24 protein-coding genes are annotated in these 21,851 nt (G+C 55.2%); 9 read left to right on the plus strand and 15 right to left on the minus strand.

Annotation, left to right across the window (positions count from 1 at the left end; all coding sequences use genetic code 11):
- Positions 1-9: 9 nt before the first annotated feature.
- Positions 10-597 carry an inorganic diphosphatase gene (locus MKZ35_RS11750; RefSeq protein ID WP_482513471.1) on the plus strand — a complete coding sequence of 196 codons (588 nt, stop codon included), beginning with the start codon at positions 10-12 and terminating at the stop codon, positions 595-597.
- A 77-nt stretch (positions 598-674) separates the two neighbouring features.
- Here MKZ35_RS11750 and MKZ35_RS11755 read toward each other — a convergent pair whose 3' ends face one another.
- Positions 675-1,385 carry a DNA repair ATPase gene (locus MKZ35_RS11755; RefSeq protein ID WP_482513472.1) on the minus strand — a complete coding sequence of 237 codons (711 nt, stop codon included), beginning with the start codon at positions 1,383-1,385 and terminating at the stop codon, positions 675-677.
- Between the two features lie 313 nt (positions 1,386-1,698).
- Between MKZ35_RS11755 and MKZ35_RS11760 the strand changes: the two genes are divergently transcribed.
- The 3 genes from MKZ35_RS11760 (at position 1,699) to MKZ35_RS11770 (ending at position 3,819) form a co-directional block, all read left to right on the plus strand.
- On the plus strand, positions 1,699-2,106 hold the full coding sequence (locus MKZ35_RS11760) for a 6-pyruvoyl trahydropterin synthase family protein (protein WP_482513473.1): 408 nt from the start codon (positions 1,699-1,701) through the stop codon (positions 2,104-2,106).
- Positions 2,099-2,776, plus strand: coding sequence for a GTP cyclohydrolase I FolE (gene folE, locus MKZ35_RS11765; RefSeq protein ID WP_482513474.1), 678 nt, complete (start codon positions 2,099-2,101; stop codon positions 2,774-2,776). Before MKZ35_RS11760 ends, folE begins: the two co-directional genes overlap by 8 nt.
- 122 nt (positions 2,777-2,898) lie before the next feature.
- On the plus strand, positions 2,899-3,819 hold the full coding sequence (locus MKZ35_RS11770; RefSeq protein ID WP_482513475.1) for a TIGR01777 family oxidoreductase: 921 nt from the start codon (positions 2,899-2,901) through the stop codon (positions 3,817-3,819).
- A 45-nt stretch (positions 3,820-3,864) separates the two neighbouring features.
- On the opposite strand, the gene MKZ35_RS11775 is transcribed toward MKZ35_RS11770, so the two are convergent.
- The 8 genes from MKZ35_RS11775 to MKZ35_RS11810 all read right to left on the minus strand — a co-directional run bounded on the left by MKZ35_RS11775 (position 3,865) and on the right by MKZ35_RS11810 (position 9,867).
- Positions 3,865-5,328 (minus strand): penicillin-binding transpeptidase domain-containing protein, encoded by a 1,464-nt coding sequence (locus MKZ35_RS11775; RefSeq protein ID WP_482513476.1) that lies wholly within the window; start codon positions 5,326-5,328, stop codon positions 3,865-3,867.
- 41 nt (positions 5,329-5,369) lie between these two features.
- Positions 5,370-6,158: a transglycosylase domain-containing protein gene (locus MKZ35_RS11780; protein WP_482513477.1), complete on the minus strand. Its 789-nt coding sequence runs from the start codon at positions 6,156-6,158 to the stop codon at positions 5,370-5,372.
- A gap of 228 nt (positions 6,159-6,386) precedes the next feature.
- Complete coding sequence (locus tag MKZ35_RS11785; RefSeq protein ID WP_482513478.1) at positions 6,387-7,184, minus strand: hypothetical protein; 798 nt, start codon at positions 7,182-7,184, stop codon at positions 6,387-6,389.
- Positions 7,185-7,227: 43 nt separating this feature from the next.
- On the minus strand, positions 7,228-8,205 hold the full coding sequence (locus tag MKZ35_RS11790; protein WP_482513479.1) for a DUF4153 domain-containing protein: 978 nt from the start codon (positions 8,203-8,205) through the stop codon (positions 7,228-7,230).
- Entirely contained in the window at positions 8,178-8,843 is a 666-nt protein-coding gene (locus MKZ35_RS11795; RefSeq protein ID WP_482513480.1) for a hypothetical protein, read from the minus strand. Before MKZ35_RS11795 ends, MKZ35_RS11790 begins: the two co-directional genes overlap by 28 nt.
- 79 nt (positions 8,844-8,922) lie before the next feature.
- Positions 8,923-9,219: a winged helix-turn-helix domain-containing protein gene (locus MKZ35_RS11800; RefSeq protein WP_482513481.1), complete on the minus strand. Its 297-nt coding sequence runs from the start codon at positions 9,217-9,219 to the stop codon at positions 8,923-8,925.
- A complete protein-coding gene (locus MKZ35_RS11805) occupies positions 9,216-9,545 on the minus strand; it encodes a hypothetical protein (RefSeq protein WP_482513482.1) in 330 nt (109 codons plus the stop codon). Before MKZ35_RS11805 ends, MKZ35_RS11800 begins: the two co-directional genes overlap by 4 nt.
- On the minus strand, positions 9,520-9,867 hold the full coding sequence (locus MKZ35_RS11810) for a hypothetical protein (protein ID WP_482513483.1): 348 nt from the start codon (positions 9,865-9,867) through the stop codon (positions 9,520-9,522). Before MKZ35_RS11810 ends, MKZ35_RS11805 begins: the two co-directional genes overlap by 26 nt.
- Before the next feature lie 598 nt (positions 9,868-10,465).
- Here MKZ35_RS11810 and MKZ35_RS11815 point away from each other — a divergent pair.
- From MKZ35_RS11815 to MKZ35_RS11825, 3 genes are all read left to right on the plus strand, one after another.
- Positions 10,466-11,260 (plus strand): class I SAM-dependent methyltransferase, encoded by a 795-nt coding sequence (locus MKZ35_RS11815; protein WP_482513484.1) that lies wholly within the window; start codon positions 10,466-10,468, stop codon positions 11,258-11,260.
- 177 nt (positions 11,261-11,437) lie between these two features.
- Positions 11,438-12,325 (plus strand): UbiA family prenyltransferase, encoded by an 888-nt coding sequence (locus tag MKZ35_RS11820; RefSeq protein WP_482513485.1) that lies wholly within the window; start codon positions 11,438-11,440, stop codon positions 12,323-12,325.
- Positions 12,326-12,417: 92 nt separating this feature from the next.
- Positions 12,418-13,038: a hypothetical protein gene (locus MKZ35_RS11825; protein WP_482513486.1), complete on the plus strand. Its 621-nt coding sequence runs from the start codon at positions 12,418-12,420 to the stop codon at positions 13,036-13,038.
- A gap of 169 nt (positions 13,039-13,207) precedes the next feature.
- On the opposite strand, the gene MKZ35_RS11830 is transcribed toward MKZ35_RS11825, so the two are convergent.
- Positions 13,208-13,873: a DsbA family protein gene (locus MKZ35_RS11830; protein WP_482513487.1), complete on the minus strand. Its 666-nt coding sequence runs from the start codon at positions 13,871-13,873 to the stop codon at positions 13,208-13,210.
- 160 nt (positions 13,874-14,033) lie between these two features.
- On the opposite strand from MKZ35_RS11830, the gene MKZ35_RS11835 reads away from it, so the two are divergent.
- Positions 14,034-14,900 (plus strand): DUF3667 domain-containing protein, encoded by an 867-nt coding sequence (locus tag MKZ35_RS11835; protein ID WP_482513488.1) that lies wholly within the window; start codon positions 14,034-14,036, stop codon positions 14,898-14,900.
- 90 nt (positions 14,901-14,990) lie between these two features.
- Here the strand turns inward: MKZ35_RS11835 and rho are convergent, their stop codons facing one another.
- Complete coding sequence (gene rho, locus MKZ35_RS11840) at positions 14,991-17,246, minus strand: transcription termination factor Rho (RefSeq protein ID WP_482513489.1); 2,256 nt, start codon at positions 17,244-17,246, stop codon at positions 14,991-14,993.
- Between the two features lie 416 nt (positions 17,247-17,662).
- Between rho and serS the strand changes: the two genes are divergently transcribed.
- Positions 17,663-18,940 (plus strand): serine--tRNA ligase, encoded by a 1,278-nt coding sequence (serS, locus tag MKZ35_RS11845; RefSeq protein WP_482513490.1) that lies wholly within the window; start codon positions 17,663-17,665, stop codon positions 18,938-18,940.
- A 100-nt stretch (positions 18,941-19,040) separates the two neighbouring features.
- On the opposite strand, the gene MKZ35_RS11850 is transcribed toward serS, so the two are convergent.
- From MKZ35_RS11850 to MKZ35_RS11865, 4 genes are all read right to left on the minus strand, one after another.
- Positions 19,041-19,313: a UBP-type zinc finger domain-containing protein gene (locus MKZ35_RS11850; protein WP_482513491.1), complete on the minus strand. Its 273-nt coding sequence runs from the start codon at positions 19,311-19,313 to the stop codon at positions 19,041-19,043.
- Between the two features lie 22 nt (positions 19,314-19,335).
- Positions 19,336-19,785 (minus strand): OsmC family protein, encoded by a 450-nt coding sequence (locus MKZ35_RS11855; protein WP_482513492.1) that lies wholly within the window; start codon positions 19,783-19,785, stop codon positions 19,336-19,338.
- A 152-nt stretch (positions 19,786-19,937) separates the two neighbouring features.
- Positions 19,938-20,594: a hypothetical protein gene (locus MKZ35_RS11860; RefSeq protein WP_482513493.1), complete on the minus strand. Its 657-nt coding sequence runs from the start codon at positions 20,592-20,594 to the stop codon at positions 19,938-19,940.
- A 182-nt stretch (positions 20,595-20,776) separates the two neighbouring features.
- Positions 20,777-21,841, minus strand: coding sequence for a glycosyltransferase family 9 protein (locus MKZ35_RS11865; protein WP_482513494.1), 1,065 nt, complete (start codon positions 21,839-21,841; stop codon positions 20,777-20,779).
- Positions 21,842-21,851: the final 10 nt, after the last annotated feature.

The following is a 21,851-nucleotide window of genomic DNA, read 5'->3' on the forward strand; positions in this document are numbered from 1 at the left end:
CAGGTATTGATGCAAGGAGCCAGACGACTTTTAGGCAGCCTTCTGATTGGTCTTGGCGTAGCTGGTTGCCAAACCGACTACGCTGAGCTACCGACCTTCTCGACTGAGCGCAAGCTGCTCCAAGCTGTTATTGAGGTTCCGGCAGGCACCAACCTGGAACGCCGCTACGACCCGGCTACCCACGAATTTGCCCCCCAGCAGCGGGCGGGTAAAGACCGGATACTGGAGTTTTTGCCTTATCCCGGCAACTACGGCTTCGTACCCGGAACCAGCACGGATACTGGCGGCCCGCTGCCGGTGTTGGTGCTGGCCGAAAGTCAGCCGGCAGGTACGGTGCTTGAAGTGCTACCTATCGGCTTGGTGCTGCTCGATAATGCTGGGGCTCTGGAACGGGTAGTACTGGCTGTACCAGCGCGCCCCAGTCAGCAGATCTTACCAGAGACGAGTACTTGGACTGATTTTATCCAACGCTATCCGGCTGCTCAGCAAATGCTGCGACTGTGGTTCCAGCATCGGGCCTCACCTGGCAGGGTGCGCATTATGGGCTGGAAAAATGAGCAGGCCGCTGTTGAACATGTGCGAAGCGTGATGCGCTAAGCGCATATTTGCACTCGTTATAAAACAAAAAAGCCCCCCGGAATTTATCTGGGGGGCTTTTTTGTAACCTACTCAGGCTACTCTATTTTATTCATCCGATCCTTCACCGCCTCCAGGGCTACGCGCATGTTTACAATGTCGGCGCGGGCAGCTTCCTGCTCTTTCAGGTTCATGTCCACTATGTTATTATACTGGAGAAGCTCGGCGGCGTTCTTAGCCAATTCCTGTTGAATCTCTGTTTTGCGAGCTTTATTCTTCTCCATATCCTTCCTTACCAAGTCAGCCTTAGCAATAACAGCATTATGATTATTTTGAGAAATAACCAGAGACTTTTCAGCTTCGGCCACCTGCACTGCTAAGTCCTCGCGGTAGAGGAGGCGAGCAAAGTCTTTTAGGTACTTTTCCGCGGCGCTCCACTGCACGGGGGTAGCGGTTCTGTCGAGGTAGGCATTGCCCAAGTCAATGGCCCACCAAATGGTGGTGCCCGTAGGGGTAGCATCGATTTTGCTAAAAACCCGAACCGGCGTTTTCGATATCTCATCGATCGTGACACCCTCCATCGAGTACACACCTTTGTCGTTCTTTACTTTGCTACCAAACCTCTCGCTCAGTCGTTTAGCCCATGATTCCTCTACGCGCTTGCTTTCAAGCTGCAAGGAAATGCGTTGCCCTTTGCGGGGGATACCTTTGATGGACATATCCGTTTCATCAACGGGCGACTTCTGGGCATAGCCGGTTACCGTCAGCATGAAGCTCAGGAGCAGAGAAAGTAGTACACCTTGTTTCATATATGGATGAAAGGGGTTGAAGAAAAAGTTATTTGAAGAAAGATTGTGTTTCTATCTGCTATCTCACTACGCCAAATCTATACCAGACTACCTTTTGCAGCGTACTTTCTGAGTTGTTTTTTTTCAAGAACAGCAACTTTTGTTTCTTAAGTTATAACCTATATAATATAATTACCACAGCGCGACTATAAGCTGAACTACAAAGTGATATCATCCCATTTCGATAGCTGCTAAAGTTCTTTTGAGCGTAGAATATATTGTTCCAACTAAAGTGGAATGAACAAAACCCTACCCCTGTGGTTCAGCAAGCACTATGCAAGTCACCGTCTGTCGTAAGGAACATTTCAATGCTGCTCACCGGCTCTTCAATCCTACCTGGGATGAAGCGCGCAATCAGCAAGTATTCGATAAGTGTAACAACCCCAACTACCACGGCCACAACTACGAGCTGATCGTTCGCCTCACGGGTGCTATCGATCCGGAAACAGGCTACGTGTATGACCTTAAGCGCTTAAGCGACCTGATTAAGCGCGAGATTCTGGATACCTTTGATCATCGTAACCTCAATTTGGATACGGAAGAGTTTCGCCACCTCAACCCCACGGCTGAGAATATCGCCGTGGTGATTTGGCAAAAGCTACGGACTCATATAGAGCCCCATTTACTTTTATCGGTCACGCTTTATGAGACCGAACGCAACTTTGTTGAATACCATGGATAATTCCGTGCCCGCAGCTGCCGCAACAGACCAACCCGTTCCTACTGATGCTCATTTGCCGGTTGATCTGCGCACGCCCCTGCGCCCCGACGCCTTTGCGCTAAGCGAGGAAGAAAAAATAGCCGGCATCGCTGATCATTTCCGCGAAATCATGACGTTGGTGGGTCTGGATCTGAACGATGACAGCCTGAAAGGCACTCCCCGCAGAGTGGCCAAAATGTATGTGCAGGAGTGGTTTCGCGGCCTCAACCCTGCGTATCGGCCCGATGTCAAGCTTTTTGATAACCGCTACCAATATCACCAGATGTTGGTAGAGCGTGATATTACGCTCTTCTCCTGCTGTGAACACCATTTCGTGCCTATCATCGGGAAAGCACATGTAGCTTATTTGCCCGGTGAGCATGTGGTTGGCCTCTCGAAGCTGAATCGGGTGGTGCAGTATTATGCCCGCCGCCCGCAAGTGCAGGAGCGTCTGACGCGGCAGATTTCCGAGGAGCTAAAAAACACGCTACACACCAACGACGTGGCTGTATTAATTGAGGCTGACCATTTGTGCGTGATGAGCCGGGGCGTGAACGATACCAGCAGCGGCACGCTTACGGCTGAGTATGGCGGGGCTTTCGACCGTGACCAAGCGCTGCGCACTGAGTTCCTGCGTTTGATTGGGAAGTAAATTTTGGTTGTGAGTTGTCGGCGGCCTATTAGCTTGCATCCTCATTCACCACCTCATCTGCCCAACACCCTTTGCCGACTAAACACGTAAGTGCCAGACTGCACTAGGCAACACTCATTAGTATGTCTCAAAAAGTTCTCATCACCGGCGGTACGGGCCTAATTGGCACTCGTCTCGCCGAACTTCTCATTGATGCGGGCTATGAAGTGGCCCTCCTTAGCCGCCAAGCCGGCGCCAGCCATTATCACACCTTTCGCTGGGACCCGCGCCATGATACGCTGGATCCGGCTGCCATTCGCTACGCCGATTACATTATCAACCTAGCCGGGTCGAGTGTGTCGGATGGAAAGTGGACGGAGGAACGCAAGCGCGATATTATGGAAAGCCGCCTCGATGGCACCAAGCTGCTAGCCAAGGAGCTGTCCAAGGATGAACACCACGTACGAGCTTTCTTGTCGGCATCGGCTATCGGCATCTATGGGGACAGCGGCGACAAGCTGGTAAACGAAGAAACGCCCCCCAATACGCTTGACGATGATTTTCTGGCCGATGTATCGCGGAAGTGGGAACAGGCGGCTCAGGAAGTAGCAGCGCTGGGTATACGAACCATTATTGCGCGTATTGGCATCGTGCTCAGCACGGAAGGCGGTGCGCTGCCCCAAATGGCCCGGCCCGTTAAGCTAATGGCTGGAGCTGCTTTAGGGTCAGGCAAACAGTTTATGTCCTGGATTCACCTCGACGACTTGTGTCGCTTGCTGATTCAGATGCTGGATGAGCCACAGTGGCAGGGCACTTACAACGCCGTATCGCCTAACCCGGTTACCAATCAAACCTTTACCGAAACCCTGGCTGATGTAATGCATCGACCATTGGTACTGCCTAAAGTTCCTGCTTTTGCCTTGAACCTGATGATGGGCGAAATGAGCGAAATCGTACTGGGCTCGCAGCGGGTAAGCGCCGATAAAGTACTGCATCAAGGCTTTACGTTTGAGTACCCCAGTTTGAAAGGCGCCTTGGAATCATTTTACGCAACGGAGGAATAAGAACTATCAGTTCTTATTCCTCCGCTGTTACTGAACCACTTGGAGTTATAAGCTGTCTGGTACGGCTATAGTACCTGCGTTCAGCTTCTCCAGCAAGTTATCCGCGACCAATGAGTCAATTGGCTCAATGATGCGGCGCGGCGCAGGCGTTACGCAGTTATACTTCTTCGATATCTTGACTGTAGGCTGCGGAAATCGGCCATACTCTATATCTAAGTTTTTATCCTTGTAGAGCTTTTCCATGTAGGTGCCGTACACGGGCAGAGCCATGCGGCTGCCTTCGCCCTGAGGGGAGCGGAAGAAGTGAATACTGCGGTCTTCACCGCCTACCCAAACGCCGCTTACCAGGTCCTTGGTTACACCCATATACCATCCATCGGAATAGTTGGAGGTGGTACCGGTTTTGCCCCCTATCTCGTTGCCTTTCTTCCACAGGTCGTACTCCCATAGGGCTTGGGAAGTCCCACCGGGCTCTTCCATCCCGCCTTTCAGCATATAGAGCATAAGCCAAGCTGTTTCGGCCGGAATGACGCGTTTCTGCTTGGGGTCAAACTGCTTGATAACGTTACCGTTGCGGTCCTCAATACGGGTTACGAGCAAGGGTTCGGTGCGGAAGCCGTTGTTGACGAACGTGCTGTACGCGTTTACCATTTCGTACACGCTCACATCACCCCCTGAGCCTAAACCAATGCTGGGTACATCGAGCAGCTTGCTGCGAATACCGACTTTGTGAGCGTATTTAGCCACATTCTCCCAACCTACCAGTTCCGTGAGTTGGGCGGTTACGGAGTTGATGGAGCGGGCCATAGCGTGGCGCAAGGTCATGTTGGAGCCGGAGTACTCGCGGGTCACGTTGTTGGGCTTCCACTCCATGTTCTTGCCGTTCTCCACATAGCGGATAGTCACGCGCTCATCGCGGATGCGGTCGCAGGGCGTGTAGCCGTTGTCGAGGGCCGTTAAATAAACAAAGGGCTTGAAGGTGGAGCCTGGCTGCCGACGGCCTTGCTTTACGTGGTCGTACTGGAAAAAGCGGTAGTTCAGGCCGCCCACCCAGGCTTTGATGTGGCCCGTGAAGGGATCCATGGTCATCATACCCGCGTGCAGGAACTTTTTGTAATACGCCAGCGAATCGAGGGGCGACATGACGAGCGTCGTGTCGCCGTCGCCTTTCCAAGTAAACACCTTCATCGGGCGCTTGGCGTTCAGGGCCGAATCCAGCCGGGCGGGCTGCCCTTTATAGCGTTCGGCCAGGCGCTTGTACTGCTCCGTGCGCTTCATCTGGGTTTCGATGAAATCGGGAATTTCGTTGCCCTTGTCATCTACCCACGGGTTACCACCCCGATTACGCCAGAAGTTATCGAACTGCCTTTGCAGCACTTTCATGCGCGCCAGCACCGATTCCTCAGCGTGGGCCTGCATGCGCGAATCAATCGTGGTATAAATTTTCAGCCCATCACGGTACATGTCGTAGCCGTTTTTCTCGCACCACTCATTTACTGTCTGGCTCACCGCACCGCGGAAGTAGGCTTCAGGACCATCAAAATGCTTATCTACCTGATAGCGCAGGGCCAGGGGGCTTTTTGCAGCGAGTCAACCTCGTTGGCTTTAAAATGGCCGGCCTGCCCCATACGGGCCAGCACCAGGTTGCGGCGCTTGAGCGCGGCTTCGGGGTGAAAGCGCGGGTTGTAGGCAGTCGGGTTATTCAGCACGCCCACGAGCATGGCCGCCTCTTCGGGTTTCAGGCTATCGGGCGAGGTGCTGAAAAATGTTTTGGCGGCCACTTTAATGCCGAAGGCCTGCGAGCCGTATTCCACCGTATTGAAGTACATGCGCAGAATCTCCTCCTTGGTATAGCGGCGCTCCAGCTCCACGGCCGTTAACCACTCCTTGGTTTTGCTGATAAGGGTACTGACAACCGGAATGTAGCCCAGCGCACCGCCGGTCTCGCCCCGGCGGGTTTTGTATAGGTTTTTGGCTAATTGTTGGGTAATGGTACTGCCGCCACGCTTTTCACCGCGTACTACGGCCCACACTGCGCCGGCCATAGCCCGTGGGTCGATGCCGGCGTGATCGTAGAAGCGCGCATCCTCGGTGGCAATAAGGGCCTTCACGAGCAAGGGCGAAATCTTATTGAATGGGATTGGCGAGCGGTTTTCGCGGAAATAGGTCCCAATCAGGACGCCATCGGAGGTATACAGCTCGGAGGCTTTTTCCACTTTCGGATTTTCCAGTTCCTCCAGCCCCGGCGACTTGCCAAAGAGAAACATGAAGTTGGTGCTGACCAGAATAGGATAGAGCAGAAAGACGCCCAGCCCTATAATAAAAGCTCCCCACGCCATGCGCGACAGGATATTAGGCCAGCGTCGACGCGGCTTTTTTACTGAGTTTGGCGATTCGGAAGCGGACATGCAGAACAAAACACATGGCGGCCGAGGGGCTACTCCTAGCAGAAGGCACCAACGACGGATACGCAAATATACCAACTAGGCGCGGCCCCGTAGCCAGACGCCCCGATGAAACCGCATTGATAAATGCTCTGGTTCAATTAATTTCCATATCATTCCCGCTCACAGCTCCTGAAACTCCACACTTGTTGGATGAAAAGTTGCGCTTGGTCTTGCCGAAACAATTGAGTCTACAGCCTGCCCGCGCACAGAAATGCCCCCCGGCGCGGCCAGCATCTCCTCTACCCGCCCAAACTCTACGCTCACGGCTTCGGCAAAAGCTAGCAGCCCGTAGCCCCCGGCCCGTAGCGTGCGATGATAGGTAAACCACACCACGAGCGTGGTGCCAGCCATCAGCGTACGGTAGGCCTGGCGGGTGGCCCAGCGTCGGAGCCCGCTTTGGCCGTGCGTAATCCGTGTGAGCGTAAAGCATTGGAAGTTGAGGTGCATCTCCTCATCGTGGAGAATGCGCCGGCAAATCTGCTGTAGCAAGCCCGAGTACGTAGCCTGATAAAGGGCCTGATAGTACACGGCAGCAATAATTTCGGCCGTCAGCAACACCCGAAGCGTGTGCTCCAGCGAGGCCCATTGCCGGAGCCAGCGAAACACTTTATCCAGCGCGCTGGATTTATATAAGCGCGGCAGCTGATGAATGGCCATATACTGCCCCAGCACCCGCGCATGGCCCTGCTCTTCCCTGATAAAAAGGCGGATAGCGGCTATATAATCCGGGTCGCCGAAGTGTTTGGCTTTCTGATACAGATGCTTTCCTTCCGAGTGCTCCCCCTGCTGAAACTGGGGCAGCGAGTAGCGGATAGCACGCAATTCGCGCTCGGTGAGACGATAGGTATCGTCCCAGCTAAGGTTGTCGAGGTGGTCTTGGTTGGCGCTGAAGTAGCTGGCCCAATCGGAAAAAGTCATGGCTATAAGGTTGGAACGAATTAGAATGGGCAAGAACTTCTGCCTATAGATTCTTGCCTGCCAGCTGCTGATAGGCTTGCCAGTCGGCGTAGGTGTAGCTGGGCCAGTTGCGGGCTTCCTGCGCGGTTTTGAATCGGGTCAGGCGCCGCTGAAGTCTCTGCGCCGCGGCATCTGGGTTAAGCTCTATCCAGCTGCTGTAGTACTCGTGCACGAGGTGGCGCTGGGTGAGCACCTCCGGATGAGCAGCCAGAACGGGCAGCACCCGGTCGGGCATGTTGAGCAGAAAGCCGTAATCAAGCTCGTGCAGCTCGGGGCGCAGGTTGTAGCGCGCAATCCAGATTTCCCAGTTGCCGCAGGCCAGCCCCACCATAAGCACGTAAGCCGCCAGCGCATTCATTCGCACCAATGAGTAAGCCGAGCGGCGCTGCCAGATTTTGAGTAGCACCGTAGCCAGACCGAAGAAGGTGAGCAGCAGGAAGAAGTACACCCCGATTCGCTTGTAAGCGAGGCCCGTATAGAGAATGTAATAGTAGTTGCGCAGCCCCACCGACACGGCCAATACGGCATTTTGCAGTACCCACACCGTCGCCAGCCAGCGTAGCAGCGGCAACCCCCGCTCGTAGAAATTCAGGTTGCGGCGGAAAAACCACAACACGATACCCATCGCCACGAGAATGCTCAGAATGAGCACATAGGTGCCTTCGTGAACAAATTGAGTGAGGTCGAAGTCGGGGGCGGGCTTAAAGTCAAACCAAATCCAGTTGATGTCGATGCCATTGACAACGAGCAGCAACACGTTCACTAAGCCCAACATACTGAGGGCTACGAGGTATTCTTTGCGCAAGTCGAGCGCCCGGAATTTTTTGGCTCGGAAGTCGGGGCGGCGCACGGCAAAGGAAGCCACCCGGTCGCGTTGGCGCAGAATAAACTCACCGAAGCCTGATTCCTTATCAGCGAAGTAATGTACCGGCACAATCACCAGCGCAGCCCCAGTCAAGGCCAGACCAAACAGGAAAAACAAGAATTGCGGTATTGATAAAATCTCAAAAAAGCCTCCATCCACTCCCCTATTGCATTCAGCACCCGCTCCGTTAGCGCACTATACACAGGATTAGCGATAACAAACAGGATATGGAACACTAAAAGCGCTACTAGCGGCAGCACCAGCAGTCGGCCATAAAACCAGGCCCGTTCCACGCGTCCGTCCAGGCTGCGCGGCAAGACCAGCAGCTGCACCAGCCTTGGCACTACACGTAGGGCGCTGCTGATGGCCGTAAGTAGCGCATAAACAACCAGCTTCAGGTGCGGCTGATTGCGGTAGCCGAGCCACATGACCGATGAGGCCAACCAGGCTAACATCGCCGCTCCTGAGCCATACCAGGCCATCATTGCGGCACTGAGCACCGTGCCGGCCAGCGTCAGCCGGAACCCGTAGGAACGCCATTGGGGAGCGTGGCGCGGCAGGCTTGCCAACCCAACACCCAGCACGAACAGGGTATACAGAAGCACGTTCAGGGCCGGGCGCTCCTCCCAGAACAATAGGTAGAACCAGATTGCCCCGATCGGTATGGCCACTTTCTGCAAGGTGGTGAGGATCAGACGAGGGGCCGGTACCGACGAAGCGGAACGGGCAGGCGGAAAATTGGTGGAGATTTCCATAATGAATAGAGTAGTCAGAATGAATTTTAAAAGTCAAAAGAACTTTGCATTTCAAAGTATATAGACAAAAAAAGAGCGCTTACCCCCGCAGCAATTTTTCCAAAGCGTTCAAATGCTCCTGAAAAGCCTGCTTACCTTCCCTGGAAGGCGTATAAGTGGTATTTGGCTTTTTACCCACAAACTGCTTGCTTACCTCTACATAGCCTGCTTTTTCGAGGGCGGCTACGTGGCTGGCCAGGTTGCCATCGGTCAGGTCGAGGGCTTCTTTTAGCTCATTGAAGCTTACCGGGTCACTTTGGCCCAGCAGCACAGCCATCACCCCCAGGCGCACGCGGTGGTCGAAGGCTTTATTGAGAAGGTGAATATTATGCTTCACAGGGCGCGGGCGGTCCGTTCGTAGCGGTTGTACATGAGCAGACCGTAGATAATATGGCTCAGGCCAAAGCCCAGGGCGAAGAATAGCAGCCCGTAGCCGGGAAATAATACCGCCACCAGCCCCAGCCCGATTTCGGTGAGGCCCAGCCACCGGATTTCCTCCAGGGTGTACTTACTGGCATTCAGCAAAGCTAAACCATAAAACAGCAACATACCCGGCACTACCAGTCCGGCCGCGCCTTGCAGGTAAATGGCGAGGCAAAAAAGCCCCCAGCCACCAGCGGAATGGCCAGACTCAAGGCTAGTCGCCGCCCCAGAGGGCTCCACAGCTGCACCCTGTCCTGCTTCGCCCGGCGGCGGGTAAAATAGTAAGCACCACCCAGTGCGAACAGAATAATGCCCCCGTGAGTGCCAGCAGAAATGGCAGGGCAGCAAGTCGTTCTTCCTCCGAGCCCTGCATGACGCGTACAAAGTCCTGCGTACTACCATACTCGCGGCCCAGGTACCAGTAGCCTACGCTCACGCCCGCCAGCGCCACCACGCCCGCCGCAATGCCCGACAGGCCACTAAGCGACAAGTAGCGCGAGGAGCGCTCCATGATGGCGCGGATCTCGGTAAGTTGGGCGAGCGGATCGACGGCTGGATTCATATCGACAAAAGTACTTTGTTTTGCAAAGCTAACACAAAAAGAAATCACTGCCCAAATTTTGCGTAACTGATAGCAACTATTTTCTCGCCAACTCTATGAGGTTATCACAGCCTAAATTTTATCCGTATGATCAGGTTTACTTTCGATTAGCGTGGCGACATTTCTGGTTACACTTATGGGCTGGCCTAGCAGGTATTCTTCCGGTTATTCTATTTTTTATCGTATTCTTATTTGACTCTGTTTCCACCATTGATGCTCTAACCTTCCTTGCCATAGGTCTTGGATGTTTCGGTGTACCAGCGGCAATTGTTGGTTTGCTGCGAATACCACTTATGAAATGGCTATTTCATAGAGTACAGGATTGGCCTTCTTTGGCTAATTACTCTGGGAAACTATTAGCAACAACGACAATCATTTTCGCACTACCCATAATTCTCCTAGCTGTAGCAGCTTGGCTTTCTGATTCTATTCACTTAGGTAATTCAATAATGTTTCTCTTTGGGTTGAGCCTGCCTTGGCTAGTAGGATCACTCTGGGCCGTATGGTATCTGCGGCTAGAAATAGTTGATCCGAAGCCTACTTCAAATGAGCAAATCTTTTGAAGCTCCGCCTCCACCTTTTCGAGTTTGAAGATCAGCCCTGGTTCCCGAGTGTCATTCGGGCGGGCATGATGGACTATTTGCGCTTCATGACCAGCCGCTTGGGCATTTATCAGCCGCTGGTGCCGGTACTTCAGGAGGCGCTCCTCCAAACTCAGCAACGTCATCTGCTGGAGCTTGGCGCGGGCGCGGGCGGCGGCACCGACGGCGTGGCGCGGGCGCTCCGCCAGCTGCCCGGCCTGGCCGATTTGCGCGTTACCCTCACCGATTTGTACCCGCAGCCCAGCGCCTGGCAAGGCATCCGGGAAAGCTCCGGGGGGCAAATTGGCTACGAAACGGCGCCCGTCGATGCTACGGCGGTGCCCGCGCATCTCACCGGGTTTCGGACCATCTTCTCCGCCTTCCACCACTTTACGCCCGCAGCGGCCGAGGCTATCCTGGCCGACGCCGTGCGGCAAGGGGCGGGCATCGGCGTGTTTGAGGGCGCCGGCAAGCACTGGCACGAAATCCTGCTGGCCTGGACGATTTTGCCCATTATGCAGGTGTTGGCCACGCCGTTTATGCCGCCATTCCGGCTCAGCCGCCTGTTTTTCACGTTTGTCATTCCCCTGATTCCGCTCTGCACTATCTGGGACGGCACGGTGTCCGTCCTGCGTATGTACCCAACGGCGCAACTGCTGGCGTTGGCTCATCGCGCTGATCTGGGGGGCAGATTTGAGTGGCGGGCCGGCAAGGTGAAGCATTGGTCGGGCTCGCAGGTGACGTACTTGGTGGGCTGGCCGAAAACAAGTTGATTCTGCTTAAGTAGCTGGTGTGGTACTACGACTCCAAAGTCGTAGTACCACTATCGTTGAACGACCCATGTAGGCTCAGCCATCAGCAACGATAGTGGTTCTACGAACCGCTCCGCGGAATTCGTAGGACCACTCCGGCCGACTACCGTACCTTGTAGCCTCTACCCTTTCCCGCCTATGCTTCTCGCCTACCGCCGTGCCGTGCCCCTGCTGCGCATTCCCTTCTCCGTGTACCTGATGCCGGTATTCTGGTTTGGGCTGAGCGCCCTGCGGCAGCCGTTTAGTCCGTGGCGGGCGGTGGGCGTATTCGTGGTGCTGCATGTGCTGGCTTACCCGGCCTCCAACGGCTACAACTCCTACTACGACCGCGACGAGGGCAGCATTGGTGGCCTCAAAAAGCCCCCCAAGGTGTCGGAGGAACTGCTGCATCTGGTGTGGCTGTTCGATGTGCTGGCTGTATTGGGCGCCTGGCTGCTCAGCCCGTTGTTTGCGGGGTTGGTGGCCGTGTATCTACTCATTTCCAAAGCGTATAGCTACGAGGGCATTCGGCTGAAGAAGTACCCATTTCTGAGTACGCTGGTGGTGGTGGTGTTTCAGGGCGCATTCACCTTTCTGATGACGCAGGTGGGCGTGGGGGGCAATTCTGAAGAGATTCTGGCCCCCGACAACTTACTGCTGGCCTTGGTGAGCACGCTGTTTTTGTGTGGCTCGTATCCGCTGACGCAGGTATATCAGCACCAGGAAGACCGGCAGCGCGGCGACCAAACCCTGAGCCTCGTGCTGGGCATTCGGGGCACGTTTGTGTTTGCGGCGGTGGGGCTGCTGTTTGGCGCGGCGCTGCTGGGCTACACGTACTGGCAGCGCGACGAGCTTCGCAACCTGCTAATCTTCCTGGTGGCTACCGGGCCGGTGGTGGCCTTGTTTAGCCGTTGGGCTTTTCTGGCGTGGTCCGATGCGTCAGCGGCCAGCTTTGAGCGTACGATGCGTATGAATCAGGTATCGTCGCTGTGTTTGAGTGCCGCTTTCGTGCTGATGCTGGTGCTACGGCATTGGGTAACGCAGTAGTGAACGACGCCGAAATCTGTTCTAAAAAAGCCCCCCAGAACAGTAATTCAATTGATTACGTATGGGGAGCAGCCTCCAAATCGTCTTGCCCTATGCGTCACGTCCTCTGCTCGGCTTTCCTGCTCTTGGTGCTCGGAGCTTGCTCCCGGCCCGATTCTACTCGTGTAGAATCGGCGGATACTGCCAGTGTTGCCGCCCCGGCCGAGCCTCTGGACACGACTCGCGCGCCCGCCGTCAATGCCCAATCGGACACGCTCAAAACGGTGCAGCGGCGGCGGCGATTCTCTTCGCCTTCTACCGAGGATGTGTTTCGCCTGGTGCTGCGCGGCCCTTCTCTGCTGGCGGGCGAAGCAACTTTTACTATTACCAATTCCGGCGGCGAAACGATTTTTCGCGAAGTGCTTTCGGCCGCCGATCTGGAGGCGTCCATGGTGTATGAGATGAAAAGCAACACCGCCACGCAGGCCGAGCGCGAAGCTTTTGTGCGCCGCCGCATGGACGAGTTTTTTGCGGATAAAAGCTTCCGCACGCCTGCCGTTACGCCCAAAGACACCTACCAGGCGGGCACCATCGACCGCACAACCTGGGACGACCTGCGCCGGCGCCCCGACTCCATCGGCTTTCAGTATTTGGTTGGCAAAGAAGATGGCCGCCGCATTGCCTGGTCGCCGCTGAAACAACAGGTCGTGCGAATCGGCAGCTTTGGCGGTTAATCTGTACTAAGCTTAGAAGCTATTTTAGTTAATTTCTGGGCTGTTAGCATGGGGTAGAGACGCAATAGTTGGAGTGTCTCCGTTGCACGAGTTGGCCCAACGGCGTCAACGAGAAGACACAAAATATTGTGTCTCTACCCGTGCTAGCTAATTCAACCAGCTTCAAATTCTACTGCTCTTCCGTGGCTTGCTGTAAGGCCTGCCGGACCGCCTTGCTAAAGGCCTCATACGGCTGAAAACCCCGCGCTAATACGTAGCCCTGCTGCCCCAAGCGCAATATTGTCGTTGGGAAGCCTTGCACTCCAATGCGCTCCACGGCGGCAAATTCCTGCCGCGTAGCGGTAGCTGTTTCGGGCAGTGCCAATCGCCGCTCAAACTCGACTGCATCTATCTGATAAGGTGCGATAAGCGTAGCATAGATAGCCGGATCATTTAAATCCTGGCCGTGGAAATAATGGGCCTGCTGGATGTCGTGAGCGAAGTCGATGACGCGGCTGGGGTCGGTATTCAGCTGGCGAAAAACCGTTAGGGCACGGCAGGGCGGCTCGGAGTTCTGAATATTGGTGCCTTCTTCGCCAAGCTGAAGGTAAGCGTCGCCAAAATGTACGCCCGCAGCCCGCTCCACGTCCCGGAGGGCATTTTTGATATAGTTCCACTTAGCTCTCAGCGGGGCCACTCGTTCGCCGGTCACCATGCCACCGCTGAGTACTGACACTTGCAGTTGGCCCACCATTTCGGTGCGCACGCGCTGTACTACGGGCGTCATGCCGTAGCACCAGCCGCAGAGCGGATCAAAGATGTAGAGTAGTTCGGGGAGGTCGGGCGTGTTTTCCATGGCCCAAAGGTCCGTCTTGCGCGGGGGCGATGCAAGTACTTACCGTTGGGTGCGTAGGGCAAAACGCCCCCCAATGGTCTGTTTTTTTACTTGTTGAAGTAGAGTTAAATATTTACTCGTGGCTATCTTACGTCTTGCGGTCTTCTCCCGCGTCAGCTGTATGTCATCTATTTCTACTGCCTCCTCCACTGTCGTTCGCTGCGCCACTTGTCAGGCCGAGCTGCACGGCCCCTACTGTTCCTATTGCGGCGAAAAGCGCCTGCACCGCCACGATTATGCGCTCAAGCACTTTCTGGAGCACGCCGTGGACACCGTCACCCACTTCGACCTGCGGGTGCTGCGCGACATCGGTTGGCAGGCGCGCCGACCGGGCTGGCTGGCCGCCGAGTGGCTGCAGGGCCGGCGGGTGCGCCACGCCCCACCGGTGCAGCTGTTCCTCATTACCAACCTGATCTTTTACCTGCTGGCCGGGCTCACCAACTTCAGCCCTTTCCAGACGCGGCTGCGTTATCATCTCGCTAATAGAACGTATGGTTCGTTTGCCCAAGGTCGGGTGCAGCAATATGTACAAAGCGCCAGCACTACTCTTGAGGAGTTCAGCAGTCGCTTCGATGCCTCAGCCCATATTTATTCAAAGAGCCTTGTTTTCCTGTTTATTCCGATGCTGGCGCTGGCCCTATGGCTGCTATTTTGGCGGCAGCGGCGCTACTTCGTGGAATGGCTGAGCTTGAGTACCTATTTGTTTGGGGGAGTATTGCTAGTTTTCACGGCAATGCTGCTGCTGTCGGTTCCCGCCCGCCTGGTGCCAGCCTTAAAAGTTGTGTTCAACAACGACAATTTCCTAGCTCCGCTCATGTTCAGCTTGATGACCATTTACGCGGCTTTTTTCTTCAAACAAGTATTTCCCTCTGAGTCGCGCGCGTGGCGTTGGGTTAAAGCATTCTGCTTCACCTTCATCTTTTTGCTAGCCTTAATTATTCCGTACCGGTTCATTCTGTTTATGATCTGCTACTGGGCTTCCTCCTAAGAAAAGCAGTGTCACTCTCTATGCTATAATGCGCAAAAAAGCCCCCCAGAAGTTTTCTGGGGGGCTTTTTCACTTGCGTGATATTACCTATTAGCCGTTCATCGACATCAAGAACTCGTTGTTGTTCTTGGTGTCTTTGATACGGTCTTTCAAGAACTCCATGGCCTCCACGGCGGTCATGTCGGACATGAACTTGCGCAGCACCCAGATGCGGCTGAGTTCTTCCTTGCCCATGAGCAGGTCTTCGCGGCGCGTGCCGGAAGCCGGTACGTCGATGGCGGGGAAGATGCGCTTGTTGGCCAGTTTGCGGTCCAGCTGCAATTCCATATTACCCGTACCCTTGAATTCCTCGAAGATAACCTCGTCCATCTTGGAGCCGGTTTCAATCAGGGCAGTAGCAATAATGGTCAGTGAACCACCATTTTCCACATTACGAGCAGCACCGAAGAAGCGCTTGGGCTTGTGCAGCGCATTGGCATCCACACCACCCGACAGGATTTTGCCCGAGGCTGGCTGCACCGTGTTGTAGGCACGAGCCAAACGGGTGATGGAGTCGAGCAGAATCACTACATCGTGGCCGCACTCTACGAGGCGCTTGGCTTTGTCCAGAGCAATGCTGGCAATCTTAACGTGGCGGTCGGCCGTTTCGTCAAAGGTCGAGCTCAGCACTTCGGCTTTCACCGAGCGAGCCATGTCCGTTACCTCTTCCGGCCGCTCATCGATAAGCAGAATAATGAGGTAAACCTCCGGATGATTTTCAGAAATAGCGTTGGCAATTTCCTGCAAAAGCACCGTTTTACCGGTTTTGGGCTGAGCCACAATCAAACCGCGCTGGCCTTTACCGATTGGGGCAAACAAATCCAGAATACGGGTGCTAAGCAGGCTCGACTTGGTAGTCAGCTTGAGGCGCTCCTCGGCAAACAGCGGCGTAAGGTTACTGAATGGAATCCGGTCGCGGGCTTCTTCCACCGTGCGGCCATTGATGCCTTCTACGCCCACCAGCGCAAAGTATTTTTCGCCTTCGCGGGGCGGTCGAATCGTGCATTTTACCGTGTCGCCGGCTTTTAAGCCAAACTGCTTTACCTGCTGCGGGGCCACATAGATATCGTCGGGCGAGGCGAGGTAATTGTAGAAGGGCGAGCGCAGGAAGCCGTAGCCGCCATCGGGCATCAGCTCCAGGGTACCTTCGCCATCCACTACAATATCAAAGTCGTTGCGCGGGCGCTGCGGCTGGCCAGCCGGCTGCTGGCCATCAGCGGGCCGCGGAGTGCGCTGCTGGTCGCGGGCGGCAAAGCGGTCATCCCGGCGCTGCTGGTCACGGCCTTCCCGTGGCTCACGGTTCTCACGCGGCTCCCGGTTTTCTCTTGGTTCGCGGGGCTCACGTAACTCCCGAGGCTCGCGGTTTTCGCGCGGCTCGCGCAGCTCCCGGTTATCACGGGGCGCATCACGTAGAGGGCGTGGCTCCCGGTTATCACGATTATTCTCTCTTGGCTCGCGGGGCTCGCGCAACTCCCGAGGCTCGCGGTTTTCGCGTGGAGCGTCATTACGGTACTCCCGCTCGCGGGGAGCATCCGTACGCTGCTCGCGAGGTTCGCGTGGCTCACGGCCGTCGCGGTATTCACGCTCGCGGGGGGCAGTAGGGTGATCGGTGCGCGGCTCGCGGGCGGGCACGATGGGCGCAAAGGAAACAGGGGCAGCCGCTGTTTCGGAGTGGGCCTCGGCAGCCGCTTCAATAGCGCCTTCCGGCGTCAGGGAAGCCGGCACGTCGCCACCCGATGTGTCAATGCCGTCGGAAGTAGTAGCGGGAGTTTCCTCTTCCGTGCGGTTGCGCTCAACGCCGTTGCGCAAGCGGCGCTCAGGCCGCTGATACAGCTTTACGGGCCGGGCTGCGCCATCTTCGGTTGTTGGTTCAGCCTCGGCAGATACATTCGCCTCAGCGGGTGCGGCTACGGCAGTGGGTATTTCAGACAGCGTCAACTCGGGCGGCACTGCTATGGCAGGAGCTTCTGCCATAGCAGAATCAGTGGCCGCAACGGGAGCCGGCGCGGCGCTTCGGGCAGCGCGGGCGCGGGCCGGGGCCGGACGCGCAGCGGGAGCCGTGGGTGCGGCGGCCGGTACAGCATCGGCTACAGCCACGTCCGAGAAGGGCTGGTCAGCCCCATTTTTAGCGCTGACGGGCTTTATTTTGGGGGGAAGCTGATCGGCGGGTAGTATGGCCTGCTGATCAAGAATCTTATAAACCAGATCCTGCTTACTCAGCTTTTTGAAGTTACCAACCTTCAGCTCTTCCGCTATTTCTTTTAGCTCGGAAAGCAAACGGTCCTTCAATTCTTCAATATTGTACATAAACTAAACTAGGAGGAAAACGGGCAGAAGGGGGTGGAGATACCAGACAGGAAAGGATAGGGAGCAGCACGGGCCAACCGGGGCATAAAGGGCAACCGCAGCGCGGTGCGAAGCACAGAAGACGTAGGAAATGGGGTACTCGGGAGGCGCTGGAAATAAAAGCGGGCCGTACGCGAGCAAAAAATACTGCGGACCCGGCATCAGCCGCCGGCTTGTTGTCGCAATGTTAGGCTAATACGGGTAAACCGCCAAATCAGATACGCTTTTTTCGGGCTATTTGCCACAATAGTAAGGACATTAGCGGTGTCGTAATGGTTCGTGCCCGTTCAATTACCTATGCATCGCCTTCCAGTCAGCCTTGATATTTACGCTCGCTCCGAATACAAAACCTACGGCTACTTCCCTACTTTTGCCTTATGCTGCAAGTTTCCGTTTTAAAAGAACACACCGACCTCGTGCTGGCCGGCTTAGCCAAAAAGCACTACCCCACCGCTGAAGCCGACGTTACGGCCATTCTCAACCTCGATCAGCGCCGCCGCCAACTGCAAACCGCTCACGACTCGGCCCAGGCCGAAGCGAATGAGCTGGCCCGCCAGATTGGTGGCTTGATGAAGAGCGGTGATAAGGCCGGTGCCGAGGACCTGAAGGCCCGTACCGCAACTCTCAAATCTGATATAAAAACCCACGCCGACGAGCTTGGGCAGGTAGAAATTGCTTTGCAGCAGCTGTTGCTCAAGCTGCCCAATCTACCTCATAGCAGCGTGCCCGCGGGCCGCTCTCCGCAGGAGAATGAAGTAGTATCGGAGCATGGCGCTAAGCCAGATTTGCCCCCCACGGCCCTCCCCCACTGGGATTTGATCAAGAAGTACGACATCATCGATTTTGAGCTGGGCAACAAAATAAGTGGCGCTGGTTTTCCAGTGTATAAAGGGCAGGGTGCCCGTTTACAGCGCGCACTTATCAACTTTTTCCTGGATGAAGCGCGGGCGGCTGGCTACCTAGAAGTGCAGCCACCTATTCTGGTGAACGAAGCCTCGGGCTATGGCACGGGTCAGCTACCTGACAAAGACGGGCAGATGTACCACGACGCGCAGGATAATCTCTACCTGATTCCGACGGCCGAGGTGCCCATTACGAATCTCTACCGCGACGAGATTATTGCCACCGACAAGCTGCCCATTCGCAACGCTGGCTATACGCCCTGCTTCCGGCGCGAAGCCGGCTCCTGGGGCGCCGACGTGCGCGGCCTCAACCGCTTGCACCAATTCGATAAAGTAGAAATTGTACAAATCGCGTTGCCCGAGCAGAGCTACGGCATTCTGGAAGAGATGCGGGCGCATATCGAGGGTCTGCTGCAAAAGCTGGAGCTGCCCTACCGCGTGCTGCGCCTCTGCGGCGGCGATATGAGCTTCACTTCGGCCCTCACCTACGACCTGGAAGTATGGAGCGCGGCCCAGGGCAGATGGCTGGAAGTAAGCTCGGCCAGCAACTTTGAAACGTACCAAGCCAACCGCCTCAAGCTGCGTTACCGGGCTGAGGGCGGCAAAACCCAGCTTCTGCACACGCTCAATGGTTCGGCCCTGGCGTTGCCCCGCATTGTAGCCGCTTTGCTGGAAAACAACCAAACGGAGGACGGCATTCATCTGCCGGCAGCCCTGCACAGCTACTGCGGCTTCGATAAGATTACAAACTAATTTCGTAGTTGGCACAAAAAAGCCCCCCGGTATTTACTGGGGGGCTTTTTTGTCGTTGGAGCTGGCCATACGATCATTAGGATGAGACTTGATTTATGGTTTAATACTCAGCAAACGTACTATCAACGTAGCACCAAGCCCACCGCTCGCCAGGCTCGGCGGAGGTGATGACGGGATGATTGGTAGCGTGGAAGTGACGAGTGGCGTGCTTGTTTTTGGAGTTGTCGCAGCAGCCAACGTGGCCGCAGGTCTGACACACGCGCAGGTGCACCCACTGGTCGCCCGAGGCTAGGCATTCGGGGCAAACGTACTGCTCATCCTCGATAAGCTCAGTTAAGCTACTGAGGTGAGCGCAAGGCGATTTAGCTTCCATAAAAAGCGATTTTAAACAAAGACTACTTGCTTTCAGGCACTAGCTGGGTTTTGATGCGCAAGCCATTCATCAGAGTTTTCTGCACGGGGCACTTCTGCGAAATCATTTCTAAGCGTTGGCGCTGCTCCTCCGTAAGCGGCCCCACCAGCCGTAATTCCTTTTCTATTTCCTCCAACATCTGGCCTTGCTGTTCACATGCTTCGCAGTCGGTACGGTGCACACGCTGATGGCGTAAACGAACTTCTATAGCCTCCAGAGGCCATTTTTTCTGGTCAGCGTAGAGGCGCAGCGTGATGGCGGTACAAGCCCCCAGTGCCGCGAGCAGTAAGTCATATGGCGTAGGGCCACGGTCTTGGCCACCAGCCTCCACAGGCTCACCCAGCAAAAAGGTGTGACGACCAGCCTGTACATCGGCCAGCAAGGCGTCAGCACCCACTTTCACGAGCACTGACTTATTAAGTGTATGGGACATAGCAGGTTAGTAAAGGTTCGCAGAGTTAAAATGTACTCTTTTTCTCCTTGACTTACCTCGCTTCCATAAAGTTACCTATACAAAAAGAGCTACTTCCACCTATTGGCAGAAGCAGCCCCACACTCTGACAAGCCGGCCAGACTTAGGAAAACTTAGGATTTGGGCGTGTAAGGAAACTTCTTGGAAGCGTTGCGCATCAGCATATTCACCATACCTTCTGTCGAGCTTCCTACCGAGCCAGCGGCTACGTAGTCGTACTTCCACAGCAGTTTACCGGCGTCTGACTCGTGAATATTGACGGTGATGTTAGCCTGGTTGGTGGCACCCCAAGCGCCTACCAACACCCCCACGGCCAAGGCAGCACCGTCGCTCATAGGCTTGGTGGTCCGTACGCTGGTGGTCAATACAGCATCTACACCCAGTGCTTTAGCCAGTTCCTGGGCCGAATGGGTACGCAACTCCCCGTACGGAATCTGGAGCTCACGCAGCTTGGCGTTAGTTTGCGTTACATCCTGAAATTGCACTGTGTAGCCGCGCTGCTGGCCGCGACGCAATAGCCACGCATAGATTTTTTCCTGAAAGTCAATGCCACTCTTATACTCCATATCACGCTGCTGCTCGGCAGTTGTGTTGCGCGCTTGGTTAGGGCGCATCTGCATCGTCACGGAAGCAGGCAGAATGGCTACCGTTTTGTGTTTAGGGGCATAAGAGCGAAAGTCGTTAGCCAGATAAATGCTGGGACCGCAGGCCGTAACCAAGAACAGCATAACCAGCGTGAGGGCGCGAGACCCAAGAGTAAAAAGGCGCATAAATTGAGTAAAGAGAGAAAGGATTAGAATATGGTTTTATCAGCAAAGCAACAATTTCCGTGCAACTTTTAAAACAACCTATTCATATATCACACTCTTTTTTTATTCAACCTTACTATTTAGCTCTTAAAGGGCGGTTATTAAGTTTCGGCACCGCCTGCTGCCTGCCAGCAAGCAGTCTACTAACGCCCGTCGCGCGTGGGGGGCAAATCCAAGTCAAATTGAATTTCACGCATGCACTTGAAGTGGCCCAGGGGGCATTTTTCGTAGCCAATCTTGGAGCAAGGCCGACACGAAAGGCCCGGCCTTTCCAGGATGCGGAACTCGGTACGGTAAGGATACATCCCAAACTCGGGCACTGTATTACCCCACACGCTGAAAATCTCTTTTTTGAAGGCCGCAGCAATGTGCATCAGGCCCGTATCGTGGCTTACTACCAACTGCGCCTGCCTTACCAACGAGGCCGACTGGCTGAGCGAATACTGCCCGCAGGCATTATAAATAATAGTCTGTGGCGTGTTAACAGTATTGGCCTCCAACGGAAAATAGTAAGGACTGTCGGGCACTTTCCGCGCAGGTGGCGGCGAGATGGCGGCTTGCTTGGCAAAAGCCAGTTCCACCACATGTCCGGTCGTTTCGTCCTCAGGGCCGCCGAGCAGCACCACTGGACGGCGCAGCAGCCCGCACAACTCAATAATCCGTTCAACAGGCAAACGCTTGGTAGCATGCTGCGCCCCGATAGCAAAGGCGACGTAGCTCCGTTGAAAGCCATTAGGCAGCGTGTGGAGGTTTACTTCATCTTTGGCAGGAATAAAGTAATCCAGCCCCAGGCCATCGTTGCGCACGCCTAGAGGCGCGGCTGCCGCCAAGTAGCGGTCCACGATGTGCTGTTGCGGCAGCATATTTATTTTCAGACTTACCAGCAGCCACTTACGCATATTCAGCTTGTCGAAGCTCGATGAGGGCACACCCAAACGCAGCTTCAGCAAGCGGGTGCGCAGATTATTGTGCAGGTCGATGATGTAATCGAAACGCTCGGCTTTCAACTCATCTACCAGTTCCGTGAGCGAACCAGTAAGGTAATGCGCCTTATCTACGTAAGGGTTCGGCTCAATAATACTGCGGTAGGCCGGCTTGGTACAGAAATGCACCTGTGCACCCGCCACCTGCTGTTTCAGCGCCCGCACCACGGGCGTTGTCAGCACGATGTCGCCGATGGAGGAAAATCGCAGAACGAGAATCTTCATGAATTTTCAG

Source organism: Hymenobacter sp. R533113, from assembly GCF_056835965.1.